The 21,791-nt window shown below is 59.5% G+C and carries 19 protein-coding genes; 6 read left to right on the top strand and 13 right to left on the bottom strand.

What is annotated here, in order from left to right:
• Nucleotides 1–20 precede the first annotated feature (20 nt).
• The 3 genes from ACIK7D_RS16860 (at nucleotide 21) to ACIK7D_RS16850 (ending at nucleotide 2,723) form a co-directional block, all read left to right on the top strand.
• Nucleotides 21–857, top strand: coding sequence for an ABC transporter substrate-binding protein (locus ACIK7D_RS16860; RefSeq protein ID WP_400156868.1), 837 nt, complete (start codon nucleotides 21–23; stop codon nucleotides 855–857).
• A 94-nt stretch (nucleotides 858–951) separates the two neighbouring features.
• Complete coding sequence (locus tag ACIK7D_RS16855) at nucleotides 952–1,626, top strand: 4-carboxy-4-hydroxy-2-oxoadipate aldolase/oxaloacetate decarboxylase (protein ID WP_046799012.1); 675 nt, start codon at nucleotides 952–954, stop codon at nucleotides 1,624–1,626.
• Nucleotides 1,627–1,691: 65 nt separating this feature from the next.
• Nucleotides 1,692–2,723, top strand: coding sequence for an L-idonate 5-dehydrogenase (locus tag ACIK7D_RS16850; RefSeq protein ID WP_080854168.1), 1,032 nt, complete (start codon nucleotides 1,692–1,694; stop codon nucleotides 2,721–2,723).
• Nucleotides 2,724–2,796: 73 nt separating this feature from the next.
• Here the strand turns inward: ACIK7D_RS16850 and ACIK7D_RS16845 are convergent, their stop codons facing one another.
• The gene (locus ACIK7D_RS16845; RefSeq protein WP_400156867.1) at nucleotides 2,797–3,738 is read right to left on the bottom strand and encodes a GNAT family N-acetyltransferase; all 942 of its coding nucleotides are present in this window, start codon (nucleotides 3,736–3,738) and stop codon (nucleotides 2,797–2,799) included.
• Between the two features lie 234 nt (nucleotides 3,739–3,972).
• Between ACIK7D_RS16845 and ACIK7D_RS16840 the strand changes: the two genes are divergently transcribed.
• Entirely contained in the window at nucleotides 3,973–4,317 is a 345-nt protein-coding gene (locus tag ACIK7D_RS16840; protein ID WP_400156866.1) for a hypothetical protein, read from the top strand.
• A 39-nt stretch (nucleotides 4,318–4,356) separates the two neighbouring features.
• On the opposite strand, the gene ACIK7D_RS16835 is transcribed toward ACIK7D_RS16840, so the two are convergent.
• The 9 genes from ACIK7D_RS16835 to ACIK7D_RS16795 form a co-directional block, all read right to left on the bottom strand.
• Nucleotides 4,357–5,502, bottom strand: a complete 1,146-nt coding sequence (locus tag ACIK7D_RS16835) for an alpha-hydroxy acid oxidase (protein WP_400156865.1) — start codon at nucleotides 5,500–5,502, stop codon at nucleotides 4,357–4,359.
• 50 nt (nucleotides 5,503–5,552) lie between these two features.
• Nucleotides 5,553–7,220: an acyltransferase gene (locus ACIK7D_RS16830; RefSeq protein ID WP_400156864.1), complete on the bottom strand. Its 1,668-nt coding sequence runs from the start codon at nucleotides 7,218–7,220 to the stop codon at nucleotides 5,553–5,555.
• 5 nt (nucleotides 7,221–7,225) lie between these two features.
• Complete coding sequence (locus tag ACIK7D_RS16825) at nucleotides 7,226–9,091, bottom strand: DUF2264 domain-containing protein (protein WP_400156863.1); 1,866 nt, start codon at nucleotides 9,089–9,091, stop codon at nucleotides 7,226–7,228.
• A gap of 70 nt (nucleotides 9,092–9,161) precedes the next feature.
• Nucleotides 9,162–10,442, bottom strand: a complete 1,281-nt coding sequence (locus ACIK7D_RS16820; protein ID WP_080819601.1) for an ABC transporter substrate-binding protein — start codon at nucleotides 10,440–10,442, stop codon at nucleotides 9,162–9,164.
• 47 nt (nucleotides 10,443–10,489) lie between these two features.
• Nucleotides 10,490–11,194: a DUF624 domain-containing protein gene (locus ACIK7D_RS16815; RefSeq protein ID WP_400156862.1), complete on the bottom strand. Its 705-nt coding sequence runs from the start codon at nucleotides 11,192–11,194 to the stop codon at nucleotides 10,490–10,492.
• Nucleotides 11,195–11,213: 19 nt separating this feature from the next.
• The gene (locus ACIK7D_RS16810) at nucleotides 11,214–12,323 is read right to left on the bottom strand and encodes an ABC transporter ATP-binding protein (RefSeq protein ID WP_400156861.1); all 1,110 of its coding nucleotides are present in this window, start codon (nucleotides 12,321–12,323) and stop codon (nucleotides 11,214–11,216) included.
• A gap of 13 nt (nucleotides 12,324–12,336) precedes the next feature.
• Nucleotides 12,337–13,509, bottom strand: a complete 1,173-nt coding sequence (locus ACIK7D_RS16805; protein ID WP_400156860.1) for a glycoside hydrolase family 88 protein — start codon at nucleotides 13,507–13,509, stop codon at nucleotides 12,337–12,339.
• Between the two features lie 4 nt (nucleotides 13,510–13,513).
• Entirely contained in the window at nucleotides 13,514–14,350 is an 837-nt protein-coding gene (locus tag ACIK7D_RS16800) for a carbohydrate ABC transporter permease (protein WP_135397017.1), read from the bottom strand.
• A gap of 3 nt (nucleotides 14,351–14,353) precedes the next feature.
• Nucleotides 14,354–15,283 carry a carbohydrate ABC transporter permease gene (locus ACIK7D_RS16795; protein ID WP_400156934.1) on the bottom strand — a complete coding sequence of 310 codons (930 nt, stop codon included), beginning with the start codon at nucleotides 15,281–15,283 and terminating at the stop codon, nucleotides 14,354–14,356.
• A gap of 247 nt (nucleotides 15,284–15,530) precedes the next feature.
• Between ACIK7D_RS16795 and ACIK7D_RS16790 the strand changes: the two genes are divergently transcribed.
• Both ACIK7D_RS16790 and ACIK7D_RS16785 read left to right on the top strand, forming a co-directional pair.
• Nucleotides 15,531–17,318, top strand: coding sequence for a heparinase II/III family protein (locus ACIK7D_RS16790; RefSeq protein ID WP_400156859.1), 1,788 nt, complete (start codon nucleotides 15,531–15,533; stop codon nucleotides 17,316–17,318).
• 10 nt (nucleotides 17,319–17,328) lie between these two features.
• Complete coding sequence (locus ACIK7D_RS16785) at nucleotides 17,329–18,126, top strand: carbohydrate-binding protein (RefSeq protein WP_127755483.1); 798 nt, start codon at nucleotides 17,329–17,331, stop codon at nucleotides 18,124–18,126.
• Nucleotides 18,127–18,181: 55 nt separating this feature from the next.
• On the opposite strand, the gene ACIK7D_RS16780 is transcribed toward ACIK7D_RS16785, so the two are convergent.
• The 3 genes from ACIK7D_RS16780 to ACIK7D_RS16770 all read right to left on the bottom strand — a co-directional run bounded on the left by ACIK7D_RS16780 (nucleotide 18,182) and on the right by ACIK7D_RS16770 (nucleotide 21,763).
• Nucleotides 18,182–18,934, bottom strand: coding sequence for a FadR/GntR family transcriptional regulator (locus ACIK7D_RS16780; RefSeq protein WP_127755484.1), 753 nt, complete (start codon nucleotides 18,932–18,934; stop codon nucleotides 18,182–18,184).
• A 135-nt stretch (nucleotides 18,935–19,069) separates the two neighbouring features.
• Complete coding sequence (locus tag ACIK7D_RS16775) at nucleotides 19,070–20,080, bottom strand: 2-hydroxyacid dehydrogenase (protein ID WP_400156858.1); 1,011 nt, start codon at nucleotides 20,078–20,080, stop codon at nucleotides 19,070–19,072.
• Between the two features lie 60 nt (nucleotides 20,081–20,140).
• A complete protein-coding gene (locus tag ACIK7D_RS16770) occupies nucleotides 20,141–21,763 on the bottom strand; it encodes an ABC-F family ATP-binding cassette domain-containing protein (protein WP_003519640.1) in 1,623 nt (540 codons plus the stop codon).
• Nucleotides 21,764–21,791 lie beyond the last annotated feature (28 nt).

The following is a 21,791-nucleotide window of genomic DNA, read 5'->3' as shown; positions in this document are numbered from 1 at the left end:
ATAATAACGGGAGAACTGAAATGAACCGGAAGTGCATTACTCTTACCGCCGTATTGGCAACCTCGGCTGCGGTCATTCCGGCCAAGGCCGACCAGCTCGACACGATCATTGCGAACAAGACGCTGCGTTGCGCGACATTCGCCGATGTGCCGCCTTTCGCGTCGCCGGACCCGAAGACGCGCGAAATGGCGGGCTTCGATGTTGACCTTTGCGGCGCCATCGCCAAGGAACTGGGCGTCAAGGCAGAGATCAAGCCGGTGTCGGTCGAAGCGCGCGTTCCCGAAGTCAAGCTCGGCCGCGTCGATCTCTCGGTCGCCAACCTCGCTTACACCCAGAGCCGCGCCGAGCAGATCCAGTTCAGCGATCCCTATTATCTGGCTAAGGAAATGCTGATCGTTCCGGTTGACGACCCCGGCACCAAGAAGTCCGACTTCGTCGGCCAGCGCATCGCGTCCAGCAAGGGCTCGACATCGGAACTCTCCGTTAAGCTCAACAAGTCCGAGCCGCTGACATTCCAGGATACGGCATCCGCCTATCTCGCCGTGCAGCAGGGCAAGGCGCGCGGCATCGTCGGCAACACCATGACGATGACCAAGTTCGTCAACGAATCCAAGACCAAGGGCAAGCAGATGCGGATGATCGAAGAGCCGATGCTCTTCCAGCCCATCGGCATTGGCATGGCCAAGGACAATCCGGCGCTGACCGCCAAGATCAACGAGATTCTGCGCAAGCTCGATGCGGATGGTGAGATCAACCGCATCTGGGACAAGTGGCTTGGCCCGAACACCGAATACAAGATGACGCGCACCGACAAGGTCGTGCCTCTGTCCGAACTGAAGTTCGACCCGATCCCCTGAGCTTCGGCTCAGCTTCAGTCATCATTCCATCCATTCAACACCATCACCGGTCGGCGAGACGTTCTCGCCGACGGTTTCAACGTGGGAGGTTTTCATGATCCACATTAAAGATATCGCGCAGCGTCCGGCCAAGGCCGATGTCGAGGCCCTTGCCAAATTCTCTCCTGCGACGATCCATGAGGCACAGGGGCGTCGTGGCGCATTATCTTCGCGGCTGAAGCCGGTCGATTATCGCATGAAGCTCTGCGGCCCGGCCTTCACGGTCAAATGCGCGCCGCGCGACAACATCATGCTGCAGCTTGCCATCAACTATGCCAAGCCGGGTGACATCATCGTCGTTTCCGCCGGCGAATATGAAGAAGCGGGTTCCTTCGGCGACGTGCTCGCCAATGCCTGCCTCGCAAAAGGCATCGGCGGTTTGGTGACCGATACCGGCGTGCGCGACACGTTGCAGCTGCGAGACCTCGGCTTTCCCGTCTTTTCGCTCAGCGTCTGCATCAAGGGCACGGTCAAGGAGACCATTGCCGCGGTCAACGATCAGGTGATCGTCGGCGGCGAAATCATCAATCCGGGCGATATCATCGTCGGCGACGCCGATGGTCTCGTCGTCGTCAGGCGCGAGGAAGCGCAGGAAGCGGCCAAGCTTTCGCAGGCCCGCGAAGATGCCGAGGCTGGTTACATCGAAGCTTACAAGCAGGGCAAGTCGGTGATCGAGGTCAGCAAGCTCGAGCCGGTTCTGAAAGCCAAGGGCCTCGTGGTCGATATCTGAGACAGGTCCGGACAATGGGCAACGGCGGCGTCTGCCGCCGTGTGAGCCTTATGGGAGGAGAGACTATGAAAGCGGTTGTCATCCACGCGGCGAAAGATCTGCGGATCGAAGAACGGGAGACCGAGCAGCCCGGTCCCGGGCAGGTGGAGGTCGCCATCGAAGCGGGGGGCATCTGCGGTTCCGACCTGCATTATTACAATCACGGCGGTTTCGGCACCGTGCGCGTGCGGGAGCCGATGATCCTCGGCCATGAGGTCGCCGGCACCATCAAGGCTTTGGGAGAGGGTGTTTCCGGTCTCGCCGTCGGCGACCGCGTTGCCGTATCGCCGAGCCGGCCCTGCAACCATTGCGAATTCTGCCTGAAAGGCCAGCAGAACCAGTGCCTGAACATGCGCTTCTATGGCTCCGCCATGCCCATGCCGCATATTCAGGGCGCATTCCGTCAGCGTCTCGTAGCCGAGGCATATCAGTGCCACAAGGTGCGGGATGGCATCTCCATTCATGAAGCGGCCATGGCCGAACCTTTTGCGGTAACGCTGCATGGCGTCAACCGCGCCGGCGCATTGACCGACAAACGCGTTCTGGTCACCGGCTGTGGGCCGATCGGCGCACTCGCCATCATCGCCGCCCGCGCGCATGGCGCCCGGGAAATCGTTGCAACCGATGTCATGGATGCGGTTCTGCAAAAGGCGCTCGCCATCGGCGCCGACCGTGTCATCAATGTCGCCGATGACCCGGATGCGCTCTCCGCCTATTCGGCAAACAAGGGTTATTTCGACGTCCAGTTCGAGGCGTCCGGCAATGAAAGAGCCGTCCGTTCGGGCCTCGAAGCGCTGAAACCGCGTTCCACCGTGGTTCAGCTCGGTCTTGGCGGCGATGTGTCCATTCCGCAGAATATGGTGGTCGCCAAGGAAATCGAGATGAAGGGCACGTTCCGGTTCCATGAGGAATTCGGACTTGCCGTCGATTTCATCAATCAGCGCCGTGTCGACCTGAAGCCCCTGCTGACTGGAACCTTTCCGCTGGAAGAGGCAGTTGCGGCATTCGAAGCCGCCGGCGATAGAAGCAGGTCGATGAAGGTTCAACTCGCCTTTTAACGGGTGCCGGTACCTGATTTCGAAATGGCCGCAGGAAGATTCCGATTGCGGCCGTTCATGCGCGGTTGAAAGGTCATTCAGGCCGTGACCGGACAAACCGCTGTTCCAGAACCTCGCTTCCCCACTGGCTGCCCGGATGTTCCTCGACGCATGTGAAGCCATGGGCTTCGTAAAGGTGTCGTGCGGCCAAGAGGCCGTTGAACGTCCAGAGATGGGTTTCGGAAAAACCTTTTTCATCGACGAATGCCAGCGCGGTTTCCAGCAGTCTGCGCCCGACACCGCCACCGCGCACCCCGTCATCAACGATGAACCAGCGCAGATGCGCAATATCCCCTCCGAGATCTTCGCCATCGATAGCAACGGAGCCGATGATCTCCTGTCCGCGCATCGCGACCCAGATCGCATTCTTCGGGCTTTCGAGCCGGTTGCAAAAAGCGGCGAGGCCTTCGGCCACGACGGATTCGAAACGCTGGCCGAAGCCGGATGTCCGGGCGTAGTAGAGCGCATGCATCTGCGTGATCCGGGCAATGATGCCGGGCCTGTATCCCTCCAGGATCTCTATGGAGGGAGCAACTATATCGGTCCTGTCTCCCAGCGCATCGGCGTAAAGACGAAGCCCCTGGAGGATCGTGTGAGCATCCGCCGACGTAAGCTGCGTCAGGGCGCCGGAGACCTGCCGGTTCGCGAAGCCATGAATGGCGCCCACCTGTTCTTGTCCCTGACCCGTAAGACGCAGCCGCTTGATGCGACTGTCCCCTTCATCCGTTTCTTCGCGAACATCGCCCGACAGGACGAGCTTGCGCAGCATGCGGCTGACACTCGATTTTTCAAGTCGCAGAAGTTTTCCCAGATCCCGCGCCGTGATGTCGGGGCATGCCTCGATCTCGATCAGGGCATGCACGGCGGAAGGCGGCAGATCGGTGCCGGCAAAGTCTCCCCCCATGAAGCCGAGTTCGCGGACGAGCCGGCGGGAGGTGGAACGGATATCGTTTATGGGGAAGGGCTGTTGGGGCACGTTCAATCCATTATGGTTGCATCATGCAACCATAACCACATTCCGCCTGACTTGCCAAGATTGCTCCCGACGTAAAAGGCTGGCTTTCTCTGCAAAAGCGGGCAATCTGCTCTTCCGGTCGCCAGTAATGGCGGCTAAACCGATATTATCGGCAATATGGATATTCGCTGAGATCGCACGGCGGAACTTTACCTGCGCCGTTGCGGCTGTTGATTGTCCGGCTATGGAGCAGGCATGCCCGACACGCCCCGATTTTTCCGCTACGCGGTTTTAGTCGCTATGTTTCCCGTGGCCGTGCTCGGTCTGGTGGCAATTCCGAATGAGTATCGCGCCATCGGCGTCGAGGCCGTCGATTGCGATGGCCCCATATCCGTTCTGATTGCGGCGGTGCCGGCGCTTGCGGTCTATGCAATTATCGGCTGGATGTTTCTCTCCGGAGCCAAGCGCCATCGCTCGCTGATTTCAGCCTGTTTTTGCGGACTTGTTTGTCTGGCGCTCGTCTGGAACATCGGCATGGCGCTTCAGGAGCATCGGCGAAACGCGGCTGAAACGGCATGCGGTTTCAGTAGTCGGTTGTGACCGCGCTCCGCCGCAGTTCTTCTCTAACGTCCCGCTTGTTCAACGGAACCGAAGGTTCCGGCGTGTGAGCTGATCGACGGAGGTGCAGCCCATCAGCTTCATGCCGCGCTCGATTTCGATACGCATCAGCTCGAGCGCCCGTTCGACGCCCGGTTGCCCGGCAGCAGCCAAGGGGAAAAGGTAATAGCGGCCGAGCCCCACGGCTTTTGCACCGAGGGACAGTGCTTTCAGAACATGGGTGCCGCGCTGCACGCCGCCATCCATCATCACATCGATCCGGTCGCCGACCGCATTGACGATCTCGGCCAGCTGATCGAAGGCGCTGCGGGAGCCATCCAGCTGGCGGCCGCCGTGATTGGAAAGCACGATGCCGCTGCAGCCGATCTCCACGGCGCGTCTGGCGTCATCCACCGACATGATGCCTTTTAGGCAGAATGGCCCGCCCCATTCGCGCACCATCTGCGCCACGTCGTCCCAGTTCATCGAAGGGTCGAGCATGTCGGTGAAATAGCGGCTGATGGAAAGAGCGCCGCCATCCATTTTAATGTGATCGTCGAGCTGCGGCAGGCTGAAGCGCTCATGCGTCAGGTAATTGATGCCCCAGGCCGGCTTGATGGCGAATTGCGCGATGCCGGAAAGATTGAGCTTGAACGGAATGGCAAAGCCGGTGCGCTTGTCGCGCTCGCGGTTGCCGCCGGTAATACTGTCCACCGTCAACATCATCGTCTCGACACCGGCGCTCTTGGCGCGCGCCATCATATCGCGGTTGAGGCCGCGGTCCTTGTGGAAATAGAATTGATAGACCTGCGGGCCGCCGCTGATCCGGCGCGCTTCTTCAAGGCTCGTGGTGCCGAGCGAGGAGACGCCGAACATCGTGCCGTATTTCCCCGCCGCTGCCGCAACCGCCCGTTCCCCCTGATGGTGGAAGAGGCGTTGCAGCGCCGTCGGCGAACAATAGACCGGCATGGACAGCTTCTGCCCCATCACGGTAACCGACATATCCACATCGGCCACGCCCCGCAGCACATCGGGAACGAGATCGCATTTTTCGAAGGCGGCCGTGTTTCGCCGATACGTCACCTCGTCATCGGCTGCGCCGTCTATGTAGTTGAAGATCGGTCCGGGCAGACGCTGTTTGGCCATGCGGCGAAAATCGTGGAAATTATAGCAGTCTTTGAGTTGCATCTTTTACTCGACCGGTCCGGTTTGAAAGCTTTCAAAAGAGTGTCGGAAACCTATACCGGAGATTTAGAGCGGGCAATCAGGCCACGGACGATTTCCGCAGGCTCGAAGCGATGGATGCCTCGAGGTCGGAACGGCAGGAGATGTTCCGCATCGAGAAGCTTCGCTGCAAGCCAGAGAACGGACATCCACATTTCCGTGCCCTGCAGCCCGGCCGGATGTCCCTCCGCGAAGGCGAATCCCCTGTTCCTTTGCCAGCGTCCCTCATTTCGGTGCAGAATTTCGCGGGCGATTTCCTTCGCCTCGTCCTGCCGGTGGTCCGTCTGTTTCAGGCATAGAAGAAGCGGATGGATCGTATCGAGCAGGTTGCAGGCATTAAAATCCGCGCCATGGAAACCGCCATAGGCACGATAATTGGCGATAACGGAGTTAATTGTTGCTTCCGGATAGGGGACGGGCAGGCCGAACTGTGCGTAAGAGCCGCGGCTAAGCCGGTAAAAACCGTTAACCGGTTGCAGCAGGCCCTGTGCGGCAGTCGGCTCACCCCAAAGCCCGGTGGTTTTATCCACATTCATCGCCAGCCAGCCGAAGAGAACGGTGAGGTTGTCGCCGGATGTGAAATAGCGCCTGTTGAAATAAAGCGCGGTGGCAATGGCGTCTATGGTGGCGCCGCAATGCCATGCCCGGCTTTGCCATGGCAATTCTTCCAGCAGGAGGATGAGTTCTTCGGCGCGCAGACGCTCCACGAAAGCGATCGGCTGTTTCGGCGCAGCACCGAAACATTCAAGCGCATATCCGACAGCCAGAATATTATAGAGGACAGCAGGGTCCTTCTCGGGAGGCGTCGAGGGGCGGTGGTGACGGTTAAGAAACAGCCCCGTTTCCCGATCCTGCAGGGCCTGAAGATTGACGACCGTTTTTCCGGCATCGAAAGCGATCTTTTCTTGCCCGAAGGCTGCTGCGATCTCGATGGCATCGCACAGATGCCTGACGCTTTCGACCTCACGTCCGGATGCATCGGCGGAACGATAGATGCCATCCTCGCCATAGGAGCGGATGGCGGCAAGCCAGTCGTTGACAATCTCCTTGCCGAGTTCTTGCAGCAGGCCATCGGGCTTTGTCAGCTTCGGCGCGGCCGCTTTTTCTCCGCGATATCGCAGAACCCGGGCGGGAACGCCGCCTGCAATGGCCATGGCGGGAATGTCCTTCGCCACCACCGCGCCTGCGGCAATAACAGCGCCGCGCCCTATCTTCACGCCATCCAGCACAACCGCATTGGCGCCGATCCAGACGTCGTCGCCGATCTTTATCCCGAGCGAGGTCAGCGGCTGGCGATGGATCGGAGTTTCAATGTCGTCGAAACCATGGTTGAAGCCGACGATGCTGACATGTGAGGCGATGCGTACGCCATTGCCGATTGTCACCTTACCGGAAAGACAGGCATAGGGGTTGATCGAGACATTCTCGCCGAGTTCGATATCACCGCGCACGATTGCGTAACCGGCGATCCACGACTGCGCACCCATCAATAGCCTGTCGGTATGCACCTCCGCCTTGTCGGCAATGTACACGCCCTGCCCGAAAACGGCGTTGGCAGAGCGCTCGAGGCCACGCAGCCGTGTCTGATGGTTGAGGCTGGCGATATCCTCCTGCTTCCGCTCCCAGGTCAGGATGTTCAGTCGATCAGGTCTCTGGGAAACACCCGGTGTGTCGTCGGTCATCTCCGTCAGCCTGCGCGGTTTTCATCGAGAGCATAGGCGGGAACGCGTCGCCCCTCCCGCCTGAACATTTCTTCCAGCCTCGGGAGATCGGGACTTTCGGGGAAGACACCCAATGCGGCCCCTGCTTCTTTACCTGCCGGCAGTGCCATGGCCGCCGTCACCAGCAGCGTTTCGCCGGAGGCGATGGCGCCGCGCAATTGCGGAACGAGGGTCCTGGCGTGAATGAGGTTGGTATTGGCGATTGCCTGATGGCACACGCCTTCGCGCTGAATGTCAGCCGAAAGATCGGCGATGAGGCTGGTGTCAGTCTGTCCGTAACAGACGGCGCGACCTTCACTCGCCTCGGTGCGGTCGCGGTTGAAATCGGCGCGTTCTATGGCAAATCCGCCTTCGGATGTCTGCAGCGGGCGCGGGGTGCGGATGCGGTGCAGCCTTATGTGCCAGGGGTTTTGCGGCACGAGCCAGGTCTCGATCTCGACATCCGCCCATGGCCGCCAGCGGGAATAGAGGCAGTCTTTGGCGATCAACGCCTCTTCCATCGTCTCGCGGGTGCGGAAGTGCACGCCATCGTCGGAAAGGCCGAGCATGCCGTCGAAACTCGCGGCGGCGAAATGCCGGTCATCCGCCTCGACATTGAAGGCGTAACGGGTGGAATAGACGAATTTCGAATATTTTTCCTGCGCGCCGCGCATCCTGTCGTGCTGCTGCCCGGAGGAAAGGACAACGATATTGCCCGGCGTATGAAAGGCCACCATGCCGGGCTCCGCCAAGGGAACCGGTTCGGCAAATTCCTGCGGTTCGGCCTCTTCCGCAGTCCAGAACGGGTGATCGGCGGGCAGCGCCAGCGGCAGGAAAAATTTGAGCGCCCAATAGGGCGAGCAGGGAGAATTGTAGCTTTCGCTCATCAGAAGATTTGGGTAGCCATATCCGACCGACAGGACGCCGTCGCGGTCCGCGATCGGCCGCTTCGACCACCAGCGGATATGGCGCATGTAATAGCCCTTGATCTCCGGCCACGGCAGCGCCTCCAGACCGGAAAAGGCAAGAGCGCCCCAGAAACCGCCCGCCGCAAAACGGTAGGTCTGGCTGCGCCCGAAGGCGAGCGACGCCCCGTCGGGCCCGAACCAGTGGCGTATGTCACGGGTGAAAATGCGCGAGCGTTCGAGCAAGCGTGTTTTTCGCGTGTCGTCACCTTTTGCCAGCACCGTATAGATCAGGCCGTAAAAATGCATGGCGAAGGGAATATAATGGTCGACCCGGCGCACCGGCCCGTCGCGATACCAGCCGTTGCCGATATCGAAAGCCTCGAGTTCATCGAGATAGGTTTGGGTTTTGGTCCGGTCGAATTCCACGCCGACCCGCTCCAGCCCGAGATCGATCAGAACACGGAAGAATTTCCAGTTATTGTCGACGAATTCCCGCTCGCGGGCGGCGAGAAGATAGGCGACGACAGCCTGCCTGTCCGTTTCGGCAAGCGGCTCCCAGATATGTTCGGGAACCATGGCGAGCGCAAATCCTATCGCCGCCAGTTCGACCAGCCGCTGGTGCCGATCAGCCGTGTCGCCCCAATATTCGGGGTGGGCGGGGTTGGCGCCATTGGCCAGTCCACGCCTGTAGAGATCCCAGTGGGGAAAGTCATAACCGCCGGCGGCAAGTGGAACGATGCCCCATAATGGTCGGGCAAAACCCTCCAGTTCCGCCGCAGGAAAATCGAAAATGGCCCCCGTTGCTCCAAGCCGCACACGCGCGCCGCCCGGTGAAAAACAGGCAAGCAGCGGGTTGAAGAGATCGATCACCGCCTTTGCGAGATCGTCCCTGCCGAGAAGCGGATTGTGAAAGAGCGGATTGGCTGTGGCGGTCTCGTGAGGCACGGTTACGAATGTCCGGAATTCATGATCAAAGGAAAGGGCCGCAGGCTTCCCGCCCGCGGCCCTGTGGCAATTATTTGATGGCCTTGACGCCGTCATTCATGTCCCTGATGCCGTCATCGATCGAGATATTGTCGGTCATCAGCGCATCATGCACGCGGTTCAGGACGACTTCGATCTTGGCCGCATTCGGATTGACCGCCATTTCCAGATAGGCTTTGCCCGCCTGCAGCGCATCCTTGCTGTTCTGGTCCTGCGGGAAGCCCGGCAGCGCCGCGATCTTCTCGGCCACATCATCGGTTCTGAGCGCAGGGAAAGTGCCGGTGGAGGCGATGATCGCCGCACCCTCAGGCCCGGTCACGAAGTGGATGAAGTCCAGCGCCGCTTCCTTGTGGCCGGAATTGGCATTGACCGACAATCCGGCAATCTGCGCGGCCGTCGCGCCGGCCGCCACACCATCCGGATGGGGGAATTTCACGATACCCCAGTTTACGCTTTTCGACTCGCCGGATTTCACCTTGGCGATCTGGGTGCCGACAAACCATGTGCCCATGGGCAACATGCCGATCGTTCCATTGAAGAACAGCGCGGAATAATGGGTGTTCGAGGTTTTCAGCGAGGCGTAGGACGGTATCGCGCCGCTTTTCTGCAGGGCAAGTGCACGCTCATACCAGGGTTTCAGGAATTCATAATTGCCGTCCACCAGCGTGTGCTTACCGTCCTGAATGCCGGGCAGCTGCACCGTCGAACGCCAGGTGTGCAGCAACGCGCCATAGGTGCGGTTGGCGCCCATGCCGCCTTTCAGCTTGCCGGCGATTTCATCGAACTGCGCCCAGCTCATGTCGTTGGTGGGGTAAGGCACGCCGGCCTTGTCGAAAATATCCTTGTTGTAATAGACCACCCAGAAATCCGAGCGGAACGGCAGGGCGTAAATTTTGCCGTCGATGGTCAGTTCCTCGATCAGGCCGCCATAGGGGGCCGTCTCGATTTTCTGGTCCTTGATGAAGCCGCTGAGATCGGTGATGTTGCCGGCGCGCACCAGATTGGCGTAGCCGGGAACATCCTTGATGGTGACGACGTCGATATCCTTGGAGCCGCCGGTGAGCTGCGTGGATATCATCTGCGTATAGTCCTGCGAGCCGAGGTCCACCACTTCGAACGTCACATTCGGATGCTTCTGCTTGTAAGCCTCCATCAGGGGCTTGAAATAAGCGCCCTTGTCCAGATCCCACAGCGCCCATTTTAGCGTAACGGGCGCATCGCCCGCAGCGAACGCCGTTCCTCCCATGCCCATGGCAATGCCGAGACCGGCGGTTGCGAGAGCGAATGCACGTCTGGTTGTCTTAAACTCCATAGCCCGTTTCTCCTTCCCTGACTGATGTCGTTTTGATTTTGGTCTGCTTAAGTGCCGCTCCCCGCCGGTTCGGGTATCCGCGCGCGTGTTTTCGCAGCAGCGTTTTTCGCTGCGAAACAGAGGGCAAACATGCCGAGCGAAAAATTGATGGTGGCCGGCATGAACACCGACACCGGATAAAAGAGGACATGCGCGAGCCAGAGCGCTGCGACGAAACCCAGCGCCGCAAGCATCGGCAATGGCCTGGTGAGCGCCAGAAACGCCGCCTGCCGCAGGGTTTCCGAAAGCGGCAGGTCCCGCCTGGCCAGAACAACACTGGCATAGGCGCTGAGGAGGATGAGAAACAGCGTGACCGCCAGGCTGATCGCAAAAGGAAGGCTATAAGCGAGCTGAAGCCGGGCGGCCCCGGCATAGCTGACAGTCGCATAAGCACCGGCGCTCACCAGCAGCGCGCTTAAAACCACAAGCGCGGTGCCGCGCAGGGCGAATTTCCGCAAGGCCTCGAGAAAGTCGCGCAGCAGGTAGGTATTCTCGTCATTTGCGAAGGAAACAGAGACACGGGCCATGGCCAGCATCGCCGCCGGCATCGTCACCACCGGCAGGCTGGCGATGATGAAGAGGAGATTGAGCTTCACCATCTCCCACCATTCGCGCTTGATGATATCGAGGAACAGGGCAAGGCCGGTCAGCGGCGGGGCGTTCTTGTCGATCCCGGCCCCTTCCTTCGTCCATAACCCTTCCAGCCATTGCATCGCGTTTCTCCCCGTCGCCTCAATAAAGGATCGATCGCTCGGTGGCGGGATCGAAAAGCTGTGCATTTGTCAGATCGGCCACCAGTTCGACGGGATCGCCGATCTTCGCCCTGAAACGCGGTGAGACGCGTGCGACGAGGTTTCTGCCGCCCGAGACAAGGTTGAGATGCACTTCCGATCCCATCGGCTCCGCCAGTTCCACCGCCGCCCGGAAGGGTGCGACATTGGCGGCATCGATATCCGCCGGGGCGAATTCGTGGAAATTTTCCGGGCGGATGCCGAGGATGATGTCCTTTCCCTCGTAAGATCGCAGCCGCCCGGCATCGATATCAGCCGGTAGAGGCAGCGGATTGCCGTCGAACAGGGCGGCGAAGCGGTCGCCGTCGCGGCGCAGCGTGACTGGCAGCATGTTCATCTGCGGCGCGCCGATGAAACCCGCAACGAACATGTTGATCGGCCGGTCGTAGAGATTTTGCGGCGTATCCACCTGCTGGATATGCCCGTCCTTCATCACCACGATGCGGTCCGCCATGGTCATGGCTTCCACCTGATCGTGGGTGACGTATATGAAGGTGGCGTCCAGCCGCTTGTGCAATTTGGAGATTTCCGAACGCATGGTGCCGCGCAGCTTGGCGTCGAGATTGGAAAGCGGCTCATCGAGCAGGAAGACTTCCGGATTGCGCACCATGGCCCGGCCGAGCGCGACACGCTGCCGCTGGCCGCCGGAGAGCGCTTTCGGCTTGCGGTTCAAGAGATGGGTGATGTCGAGAATTTTCGCCGCATCCTTGACCTTGGTGTCGATGAGATCGCGCGGCGCCTTTCTGAGTTCCAGACCGAAGGCCATGTTCTTGTAGACCGTCATATGCGGGTAAAGCGCATAATTCTGGAACACCATGGCGATGTCGCGATCCTTCGAGGGGACATCGTTCATCACGTCCTCGCCAATGCGCAACTCGCCGCCGGAAATTTCCTCCAGCCCGGCGATCATCCTGAGCGTCGTGGATTTTCCGCATCCGGAAGGGCCGACCAGAATGATGAATTCCTTGTCGGCAATATCCAGATCGATATCGTGAACCACCTTGAGCGCGCCGAAGGTCTTGTTGAGTTTTTTCAGGGAAATGCTAGCCATCTGTTCCTCGCGCTCACCAATAGGAAGACCAGTTGCGCGAAAGCCGGATCAGCGCTTCCAGATAATAATAATCGCCCCAGGAGACGCACTCATCGACGCCTTCGCCCCGGCAGGTATTATGGGGCGTCTTCTTGGAATAGGTGCCGTGCAGAAGCTGCCCGTTGGAGATCGCGGGATCGCGAACCGAATAGATATCGGCGAGGCTTTTCACCATGCGCCTTGCCAGATCGCGATATTCCGCCACCTTTTCCGGCGTCTCCAGCTCCGCCATTTCCAGGAGGCCACAGGCGACGATGGCCGCCGCCGAGCTGTCGCGCGGTTCACCATCGCCATCCGCAAAAATCAGGTCCCAATAGGGTACGAGATCGTCGGGCAGGCGTTTGAGATAGAAGGCGAGAAGCCGTTCGAAGGTGTCGCGATAGGCGGGCAGGCGCTCGTATCGATAGGAAATGGCCATGCCGGCAATGCCCCAGGCCTGTCCGCGGGCCCAGTAGCTCTCATCGCTGTAACCCTGTTTTGTGACACCGCGCACCGGCGCGCCGGTCTCCGGGTCCATGTAAAATGTATGATAGGTGGAATCGTCCGGCCGGACGGAATGGGCAAGCGTGGTGCGGGCATGGGCAAGCGCCACGGTGCGGTAGTCTTCCCGGCCTGTTTCGCGGCTCGCCCAATAAAGCAGCGGCAGGTTCAAAAGGCAGTCGATGATATAACGATATTCGTTGGGATTATCCCTGCGGCCCCAGGCCTGGATGAATTGCCCGACCGGCTGGAACCGCTCCATCAACTGGTCCGCCGCCATCAGCGCCGCGCGTCTTCCATCCTCATCGCCCACCAGTTTCCATGCGGCGATGCAGGAGGGCGAATAGAGGAAGCCCATATCGTGGTGATCGGTCTCGATGCGGTTTTCGATACGGTGCAGGAAACTCTGTACCTGAATTTGCGCCGCATGCTGAAAGGTCCTGTCGCCGGTGTGCTCGAAGGCGAGCCATATCTGGCCCGGCCAGAAACCGGCGGTCCATTGGTCGTTGGCGACTGCCGGGTAAAAGTTATTCACGCTCGAATGGTTCTGCGCCGCATAGGTAAATTGCGGCAGGTTGCGCCTGACCTGCGCGACGGCCACGGCCAGCGCCGCATCGATTTCGGCGTCTGTGATCGGGGTTGGGAGGGACGTGGTCAAATCGAGCATGAAATCAACCCTTGAGGCCGGTGGAGGCGACGCCTTCGACGAAGAAGCGCTGCAATGCCAGGAAAACGACGAGAACCGGGACAAGCGCCACGACCGAGGCGGCCATGATCAATCCGTATTCCGCCGAATATTGCGAAATGAACATGCGCAGGCCGATCTGGATGGTCTTCAGCTCGGTCTTGGTGAGATAGATCATCGGACCCATGAAGTCGTTCCAGGTCGTGACGAAGGTGAAAATCGTCAAGGTGGAAAGCGCCGGTTTGGAAAGCGGCAGCATGATCTTCGCCCAGATCTGGTATTCGTTCATGCCGTCGATGCGCGCCGCCTCGCAAAGCTCGTTCGGGATCGACATGTAGAACTGCCGCATCAGGAAAACGCCGAAGGCGGTGAAGGCCTGCAGGAAAATCAGGGCGAGATGGGTGTTGTTGAGCCCGAATTCGCGCATCAGCAGAAACTGCGGCACCATATAGACCTGCCAGGGCATGGCGATGGTGGCGATATAGCCGAGAAACAGCGTGTTCTTGTAGGGAAAATGCAGCTTGGCGAAGGCGTAGGCCGCAAAGCTTGAGGTCAGCAATTGCAGCAAGGTGACGATGATCGTCAGCTTCGACGTGTTGTAGATGAATAGGGCCAGAGGGATTTTCGTCCAGATTTCCACGTAGTTTTCCCAGCGCGGCTGCGAGGGTATCCACTCGATCGGAAACGCGAAGACGTCGCGGCTGAGTTTCAGCGACGCCGACAGCATCCATGCGAAGGGCAGAAGCATGACGATGGTGACGACGATCACCGTCAGATAGATGCTGATTTTGGCGGCGGGGATTTTGCGGCCCATGATGCGCATGGATCAATCCTCCCGCTGCCGTTTGAACTGGACGACGGTGACCAGCAAGACGAGGAAGAACAGGACGAGGGCGATCATGCTGGAATAGCCGAGATCCCAGGAGATGAAGGCCTCATTGTAGATGTGATAGACGAGAACCAGCGTCGAAGTGCCGGGGCCGCCCTGCGTGATCATATAGACCTGATCGAAAACCTTGAAGGACTGGATCGTCAGCATGACGGTCACGAAAAAGGTCGTCGGCGCAAGCTGCGGCAGGGTAACGTGGATGAATTTCTGCCAGGCATTGGCGCCATCCAGCCCTGCTGCTTCATAAAGCTCCGAATTGATGCCCTGCAGTCCGGCGAGATAGATGACCATGTAATAACCCATGCTCTTCCACACGCCGAAGAGAATGACCGTGACCATGGCCCAGTGTCGGTCCGCCGCCCATCCCGGCATGTCGGCGGGATCGAGGCCGAACGTATAGAGCAGCATGTTGACCGGACCCATCTCCGGATTGAAAATCATGTTCCAGACGACGGCCACGGCAACCAGCGATGCGACATAGGGAAAGAACATGGCCGTGCGAAAGAAATTGCGGCCGAGGATTTTCTGGTTGAGCAGGATCGCAAGGCCGAGCGCGCAGGCAAGCGTGGCCGGCACCGACGCGACGGTGTAGATGACCGTGTTCCAGAAGGCCGCGATGAAGGCCCTGTCCTCGAAAAGTCGCCAGAAATTATCGAGACCGGCAAAACGCATGGCATTGGAGCCATCCCAATGCATGAAGGCCAGCGCAAAGGCGAAGAGGATCGGTCCGAGCGTGAAAATCGCAAAGCCGAGAAAATTGGGCGCAATGAAGGAATAGGCGACGAGCGCATTTTCTATTCTGCGCCGCCGTTTGGAGACGATGCGGAGTTTTTTTCTGCGATACGGAGTCGCCTGCTTGTCGGACATGGTCGCGGTTGCGATTGCCACAGCATATCTCCCATTGACGCCGCTTCACTGTTTCGTCGGTGTCGGCTGCCTGCATTTTCCATTGCGGTCCGGGTCTTCGCCCTGCCGCCTCCCGCGCTCTGGATAACACAATATCGATATTGGTCAAACAACTTTGCATAAAGTCAGACAAATTTTCTGGTTTTTCAAAAATACGTATGATAGGAGGCCCATATCGGATTGCGGAACGCGCGGGAGGTTTGAGGGCGTGTTTGTCGAAATGATGCGGCTCCTGCCGGAACGGTTCGCCGATTTCGGCGCGGAACTGACGGCACAGAAAATTCGGTCTTCAGCACCGGGCGCGGTTTCCCGTAGTCTCATCGAGGCGGCGGAACAGACGCTTGACGAGCCCTGGTCCGTCATTCTGGCGGGCGACTACCGGGAATATAGCCGCACCGGCAATCGCGATCGTTTCGAGGCGCTTTATTTTTCCCGACGACTGAAGCTGAACGCGCTGGTTCTTGGAGAATGCGCCGAGGGGCAGGGCCGCTTTCTCGATGCCATCATCGATGGTCTTTGGCTGATATGCGAGGAGAGCGGCTGGCAATTGCCCGCCCATAATTCCCATATTCGCGGCGGCCCGCGAGATCCTCTGCCCGATCCGCAAAACCCGGTGATCGACCTGTTCGCCGCCGAAACGGGCGCCAACCTCGCTTTGTGCCTGTATTTGCTGGCACCGGAACTGGAAAGGGCAAATGCAAACCTTGTTTCCCGCGTCCGCGCCGAGATCGACAGGCGCACTACAAAGCCCTATCTCGCCCGGCATTTCTGGTGGGTGGGAAATGGCGACGAGCGGATGAACAACTGGACGGCCTGGATCACTCAGAACGTCCTTCTCTCGACCCTGCTATTGCCCACAGACCAGTCGACGAGACGTTCGGTCGTGGAAAAGGCGCTCAAGAGTCTCGATGCGTTTCAGAAGGATTATGCGGAAGACGGCGCCTGCGAAGAGGGCGTTCTTTATTATGGCCACGCGGCACTTTGCCTGTTCGGAGCGATGAGCATTCTCGAAGCCTCCGCGCCCGGCTCCATGGCGCCGCTCTTTCATGCGCCGAAGCTGCGCAGCATGGCCGAATTCATTCTCAACATGCACGTAGCGGAAGACCGGTTCTTCAACTTCGCCGATGCGCCGGCGAAGGTTGAGACATCCGGCGTGCGGGAATATCTTTTCGGCAAGGCCGTTTCTTCGCCGCCACTCCAGGCTTTCGCTGCCGCCTGCTGGAACCGCTCCTCGGACCGGCTGATGTGCAAGGAGTGGAACCTCTGGTATCGGGTCCAGGCGGTGCTTGCCGTCCCGGAATTGTCCGGGCCTGTTCCGGCGCAACCGGCAAAGACCGATATCGCCTATCCAGGTATCGGTCTGGCGATTGCCCGCGACGGGGTCTTCGATCTTGCCGTGAAGGCGGGCAATAATGGCGAGAGCCATAACCACAACGATGTCGGCAGTTTCACGCTTTATAAGAACGGCCGCCCGTTCATCATCGATGTCGGGGTGGAGACCTACACCGCAAAAACCTTCTCGCCGCAGCGCTACGAGATCTGGACGATGCAATCGGCCTTTCACAATCTGCCGACTTTCGGCGGGATCATGCAGGCTGCCGGGGCAGAGTTTGCGGCGAGAGATTTTGTGACAGAATTCTCTGAAGAGCAGGCGGAAGTCTCTTTCGATATAGCCGGGGCCTATCCCCCTGTGGCGCGTGTTGAGCACTATCGCCGCCGCGTCCGACTGCTGCGTGGCAGCCATGTGGAAATCGTTGACGACTATCAGGGCGGGCAGGAGGCGGTTCTGTCGCTGATGGCTGCCGAAAAGCCCATTGTCACGCCGGGTCGGCTGATCTTTGCGGGGCTGGGAGAGATAGCCTGCGAAGGTGCAGGAGAACCCGCCATCGAAGCCATAACAATCGACGATGCCCGCCTTCGCCAGTCCTGGCCGCCGGTGATCTATCGCATTCTCATCCCCATCGCAGCCCAGCGTCTGTGCCTGACGATCAGTTAAGGAAGTGCCGATGAAACTTACACTCAAGGTCGTCAATGCGCTGGGTGATGTTCTGGCGGAAGCCGGAGCGGAGGACGAAGCTTTGCTCGTCTATCGCGCAGAATATTGCGAGGGCGACAGGCTCGTCGTTGAGGTTTCGCAGCCCGGTCATATCTGGCTTGCGCTTGACGCCGGCATGCCGCCGACGCTGGTTTTCCTGCACGGAAACGAGTTCATCCTGCCCGTTCCTTCCGCGGCGAAACGCAAATCCTATCCGCCGCAGGCTTTCAGCGGTAACCTTCACCGGATCGCCGCGCGCCGCACACTTGCCGGTGAAATCGGAGTTCGCAGGAATCTGGCCCTCAACCCGTTTGACGATCATGAAAACACCTCGCTGTTTCCGCATGTTTATGCGAGCACGGAAACGCGCGGGGAGGCGGCCTTCGCAGCCCGCAATGTCATCGATGGCGAAAAAGCGAGCGCGGGCCACGGCTTCTGGCCCTATACAAGCTGGGGCATCAACCGCGATCCAGAAGCTTCGCTGACGCTTGTATTTGGCCGCGCGGTCCTCATCGACCAGCTGACTTTTTACCTGCGGGCGGACTTCCCCCACGATGCCTGGTGGGAAAAAGCGAGCGTCACTTTTTCCGACGGCGAAAGCGCGAGCTTTTCCCTGCAAAAAACCGGCGCGGCCCAAACCTTCCCGGTCGCGCCGCGCCAGGTGGAATGGATTCGTCTGCATGATCTTAAAAAGGCGGACGACCCTTCGCCCTTTCCCGCGCTGACGCAAATCGAGGTCTGGGGAGCGGATCTGCGGGAAGCGCCGTAGCTCCTGATCGCCCCTTTCGGGCACAGAGCTACAACCCGGTTTTACTGAAAACCCTTTAGCTGTGCGCGATGCCGCGCAGGTCCCGCATCATGTCGCGGTAGCGGTGCTGGCTGCCGCGCAGATGCGCCTGCATCGCCAGCTTCGCGGCCTGTTCGTTCCGGTCCGATATGGCGATGACGATGGCTTCATGTTCCTTGTGGATCAATCGCCGGTAAGCTGTCTGGTCGTTCTCGCCGGTTTCGGAAACCACGCGCGATTGTGGAATCACGGCCTGACCGTGCAGCTCGAGGAACTGTGTGAAAAGCGGATTGTTGGTGGCGGCCGCAATGGCCAGATGCAGCGCCAGATCCGCCTCGCGAATGGAGCGGTTCTCCTCAATACATTGCAGAAGCCGGGCGTGACAGTCGAAAATCGCTTCCTCCTGCGATGGCGAACGACGGAGGGCGGCGAGCCCTGCCGCTTCGATTTCGAGCGGCGTCCTGATTTCCAGCACCTCCAGATCGGAAGAGAGCCGGGCGCGGTCGATACCGGGTGTCTGCGACGCCTCCTTTTCCCGTTTCAGCACGAAGATGCCGGCACCCTGACGAACCTCCACCAGCCCGTCGCAGCGTAGCGCCGTCACCGCCTCGCGCACCACGGTGCGGCTGACGCCATGGGTTTCCGTCATTTCGATTTCGCTGGGCAGGCGGTCGCCGGGTCCATATTGCCCGGAGGCAATCGCGTTTCTCAGGCTGAGGCTAACTCTGCTGACCAGAGAACCGGAGGATTTGCTGCGCTGTTTTTGCTGTTCAGGCACGTCGGTCACCATGCATTGAAATCGAGGCAGGCATAGAGCCTGTCAAATATGTATGATGAATTTCAGTAAAACTCAATGATCATACCAATTTTACCCGCTTTCATATAAACGACGCGCGGAATGGTATTAAAAATCGTCCCGGAGACACTAGGCCGGGCCGGCAAACTGCTGGGTGGAAACCGCATGCAGCGCCTTTCCGGTATCGAAAAAGCTTTCGATATTGCCGATCGTGGTGTCCGCGATGTTCCTGAGGGCCTCCTGCGTGAAGAAGCCCTGATGGCCGGTGACCAGAACATTGGGGAAGGTCAGCAGCCGCGCGAAAACATCGTCGCGCAGCACGTCGTTGGAAAGATCCTCGAAAAAGAGATCGGCCTCTTCTTCATAGACATCGATGCCGAGACTGCCGATGTTGCCGTCTTTCAGACCCGCAATCGCGGCCTGCGTGTCGATGATGGCGCCGCGGCTGGTATTGACGAGCATCACGCCCTTTTTCAGAAGAGGCAGCGTCTCCCGGCGAATGAGGTGACGGGTTTCCGGTGTGAGCGGGCACATCAGCGCCAGAATGTCCGATGTTCGAAACAGTTCCTCGCGCGTGACGTAGACCATGCCCAGTGCTTCGCAATCCGGATTTGGCCGGACGTCATGGCCGACGAGACGGCAGCCGAAGCCGGCCGCAATGCGTGCGAAAATCGCCCCGATCTTACCCGTGCCGACAATGCCAACCGTCTTGCCGTGAAGATCAAAGCCGAGAAGACCGTCGAGGGCGAAGTTTCCTTCGCGGACACGGTTATAGGCACGATGGATCTTGCGGTTGAGCGACAGGATGAGCGCCATGGTATGTTCGGCGACCGCATAGGGCGAGTAGGCCGGCACGCGCGCAACGGTCAGGCCGAGCTTTTCGGCCGCGGCGAGATCGACCTGATTGAAACCGACGCAGCGCAGGGCGATGAGCCGAACACCCATTTCCGCCAGCTTTTCAAGCACCGGCCGCGACAGGTCGTCATTGACGAAGGCGCAGATCGCCGCCGCTCCCTCCGCCAGCGCCACTGTTTCGAGAGACAGGCGTGCTTCGCAATATTGCATCCGCATGCCAGCGTGGGCGGCAGCGTCAAGGAACTGCCTGTCATAGGGCTTGGCGCTGTAGACCACGATCCGCATCTGTTTCTCCAGTCTCCAAACGAAAGCTGCCGTTACAGTGCGACGCGTCCGGCAGCTATCTTAGCTGCGAAGGCCCGGTGCTTCCTGTCCCGTGCTTTCGACATATTCGGTATAGCCGCCGCCATATTGGTGGATGCCATCGGGCGTCAGTTCCAGCACCCGGTTCGAAAGCGCGGCCAGGAAATGGCGGTCGTGCGAAACGAACAGCATCGTGCCTTCATAATCCGACAGGGCCTTGATCAGCATTTCCTTGGTGTCGAGATCGAGATGGTTGGTCGGCTCGTCCAGCACGAGGAAGTTCGGCGGATCGAACAGCATGGCGGCCATGACGAGACGGGCCTTTTCACCGCCGGACAGAACACGGCAACGTTTTTCCACGTCGTCGCCGGAAAAGCCGAAACAGCCGGCAAGGGCGCGCAACGGCGCCTGCCCCGCCTTCGGAAAACGCTCCTCCAGCCATTCGAGAATGGTGCTGTCGCCATCCAGAACATCCATGGCGTGCTGGGCGAAATAGCCGAGTTTGACGCTGGCGCCGAGGGTGACATTGCCGGAATCCGGTTCTGCCGTGCCGGTCACCAGCTTCAGCAGCGTCGATTTTCCAGCGCCGTTGACGCCCATGATGCACCAGCGTTCCTTGCGCCGGACCATGAAATCGAGCTCGCCATAGATCGTGCGGCTGCCATAGGCCTTGTTCACCTTCTTCAGTGCCACGACATCCTCGCCCGACCGGGGCGCCGGCGCGAATTCGAAAGCCACCGTCTGACGCCGTTTTGGCGGTTCGACGCGGTCGATCTTCTCGAGTTTCTTCACGCGGCTCTGCACCTGCGAGGCGTGCGAAGCGCGGGCCTTGAAGCGTTCGATGAACTTGATTTCCTTGGCGAGCATGGCCTGCTGGCGTTCGAACTGCGCCTGCTGCTGCTTTTCGTTCTGCGCACGCTGCTGTTCGTAAAAGCCGTAATCGCCGGAATAGGTGGTGAGATTGCCGGCGTCGATTTCGATAATCTTGGTGACGATGCGGTTCATGAATTCGCGGTCATGCGAGGTCATCAGCAAAGCGCCGTCGTAGTTTTTCAGGAAATCCTCGAGCCAGATCAGGCTTTCGAGATCGAGATGGTTCGACGGTTCGTCGAGCAGCATCACGTCCGGGCGCATCAAGAGGATGCGGGCGAGCGCCACGCGCATCTTCCAGCCGCCGGAAAGCTTGGAAACATCGCCGTCCATCATCTCCTGGCTGAAGCTCAACCCGTCCAGCACTTCGCGCGCACGGCCTTCCAGCGCGTAGCCGTCCAGTTCCTCATAACGCGCCTGCACTTCGCCGTAACGTTCGATGATGGTGTCCATCTCGTCCATCCGGTCAGGATCGGACATGGCGGCTTCCAGTTCCCGAAGTTCGGCCGCCACTTCGCTGACGGGGCCTGCGCCTTCCATGACTTCCGCGACGGCCGAGCGGCCGGACATTTCACCGACATCCTGATCGAAATAACCGACCGTCATGCCCTTTTCGACGACGACCTGGCCCTCGTCGGGCTGCTCTTCGCCGGTGATCATCCGGAACAGCGTGGTCTTGCCGGCACCGTTCGGACCGACAAGGCCGATCTTCTCGCCGCGATTGAGCGCGGCGGAGGCCTCGATATAAAGAATACGGTGACTGTTCGACTTGCTGATGTTTTCGATGCGGATCATGACAGGGCCTGTGAATGGGAGCGGCCCT

Origin of the sequence: Agrobacterium sp. P15N1-A (assembly GCF_044626815.1) — a bacterium.
Lineage (GTDB): Bacteria > Pseudomonadota > Alphaproteobacteria > Rhizobiales > Rhizobiaceae > Agrobacterium > Agrobacterium leguminum.
This window is presented reverse-complemented; position numbering and strand designations above follow the sequence as displayed.

What these genes read in the sequence shown, in the direction of transcription:
- ACIK7D_RS16835 (WP_400156865.1), bottom strand. Translation starts at nt 5,502, where the DNA reads ATGCAACTCAAAGACTGCTATAATTTCCACGATTTTCGCCGCATGGCC.
- ACIK7D_RS16805 (WP_400156860.1), bottom strand. Translation starts at nt 13,509, where the DNA reads ATGCTCGATTTGACCACGTCCCTCCCAACCCCGATCACAGACGCCGAA.
- ACIK7D_RS16785 (WP_127755483.1), top strand. Translation starts at nt 17,329, where the DNA reads ATGAAACTTACACTCAAGGTCGTCAATGCGCTGGGTGATGTTCTGGCG.
- ACIK7D_RS16775 (WP_400156858.1), bottom strand. Translation starts at nt 20,080, where the DNA reads ATGCGGATCGTGGTCTACAGCGCCAAGCCCTATGACAGGCAGTTCCTT.
- ACIK7D_RS16795 (WP_400156934.1), bottom strand. Translation starts at nt 15,283, where the DNA reads ATGTCCGACAAGCAGGCGACTCCGTATCGCAGAAAAAAACTCCGCATC.
- ACIK7D_RS16855 (WP_046799012.1), top strand. Translation starts at nt 952, where the DNA reads ATGATCCACATTAAAGATATCGCGCAGCGTCCGGCCAAGGCCGATGTC.
- ACIK7D_RS16840 (WP_400156866.1), top strand. Translation starts at nt 3,973, where the DNA reads ATGCCCGACACGCCCCGATTTTTCCGCTACGCGGTTTTAGTCGCTATG.
- ACIK7D_RS16810 (WP_400156861.1), bottom strand. Translation starts at nt 12,323, where the DNA reads ATGGCTAGCATTTCCCTGAAAAAACTCAACAAGACCTTCGGCGCGCTC.
- ACIK7D_RS16860 (WP_400156868.1), top strand. Translation starts at nt 21, where the DNA reads ATGAACCGGAAGTGCATTACTCTTACCGCCGTATTGGCAACCTCGGCT.
- ACIK7D_RS16780 (WP_127755484.1), bottom strand. Translation starts at nt 18,934, where the DNA reads ATGGTGACCGACGTGCCTGAACAGCAAAAACAGCGCAGCAAATCCTCC.
- ACIK7D_RS16850 (WP_080854168.1), top strand. Translation starts at nt 1,692, where the DNA reads ATGAAAGCGGTTGTCATCCACGCGGCGAAAGATCTGCGGATCGAAGAA.
- ACIK7D_RS16815 (WP_400156862.1), bottom strand. Translation starts at nt 11,194, where the DNA reads ATGCAATGGCTGGAAGGGTTATGGACGAAGGAAGGGGCCGGGATCGAC.
- ACIK7D_RS16820 (WP_080819601.1), bottom strand. Translation starts at nt 10,442, where the DNA reads ATGGAGTTTAAGACAACCAGACGTGCATTCGCTCTCGCAACCGCCGGT.
- ACIK7D_RS16830 (WP_400156864.1), bottom strand. Translation starts at nt 7,220, where the DNA reads ATGACCGACGACACACCGGGTGTTTCCCAGAGACCTGATCGACTGAAC.
- ACIK7D_RS16800 (WP_135397017.1), bottom strand. Translation starts at nt 14,350, where the DNA reads ATGCGCATCATGGGCCGCAAAATCCCCGCCGCCAAAATCAGCATCTAT.
- ACIK7D_RS16770 (WP_003519640.1), bottom strand. Translation starts at nt 21,763, where the DNA reads ATGATCCGCATCGAAAACATCAGCAAGTCGAACAGTCACCGTATTCTT.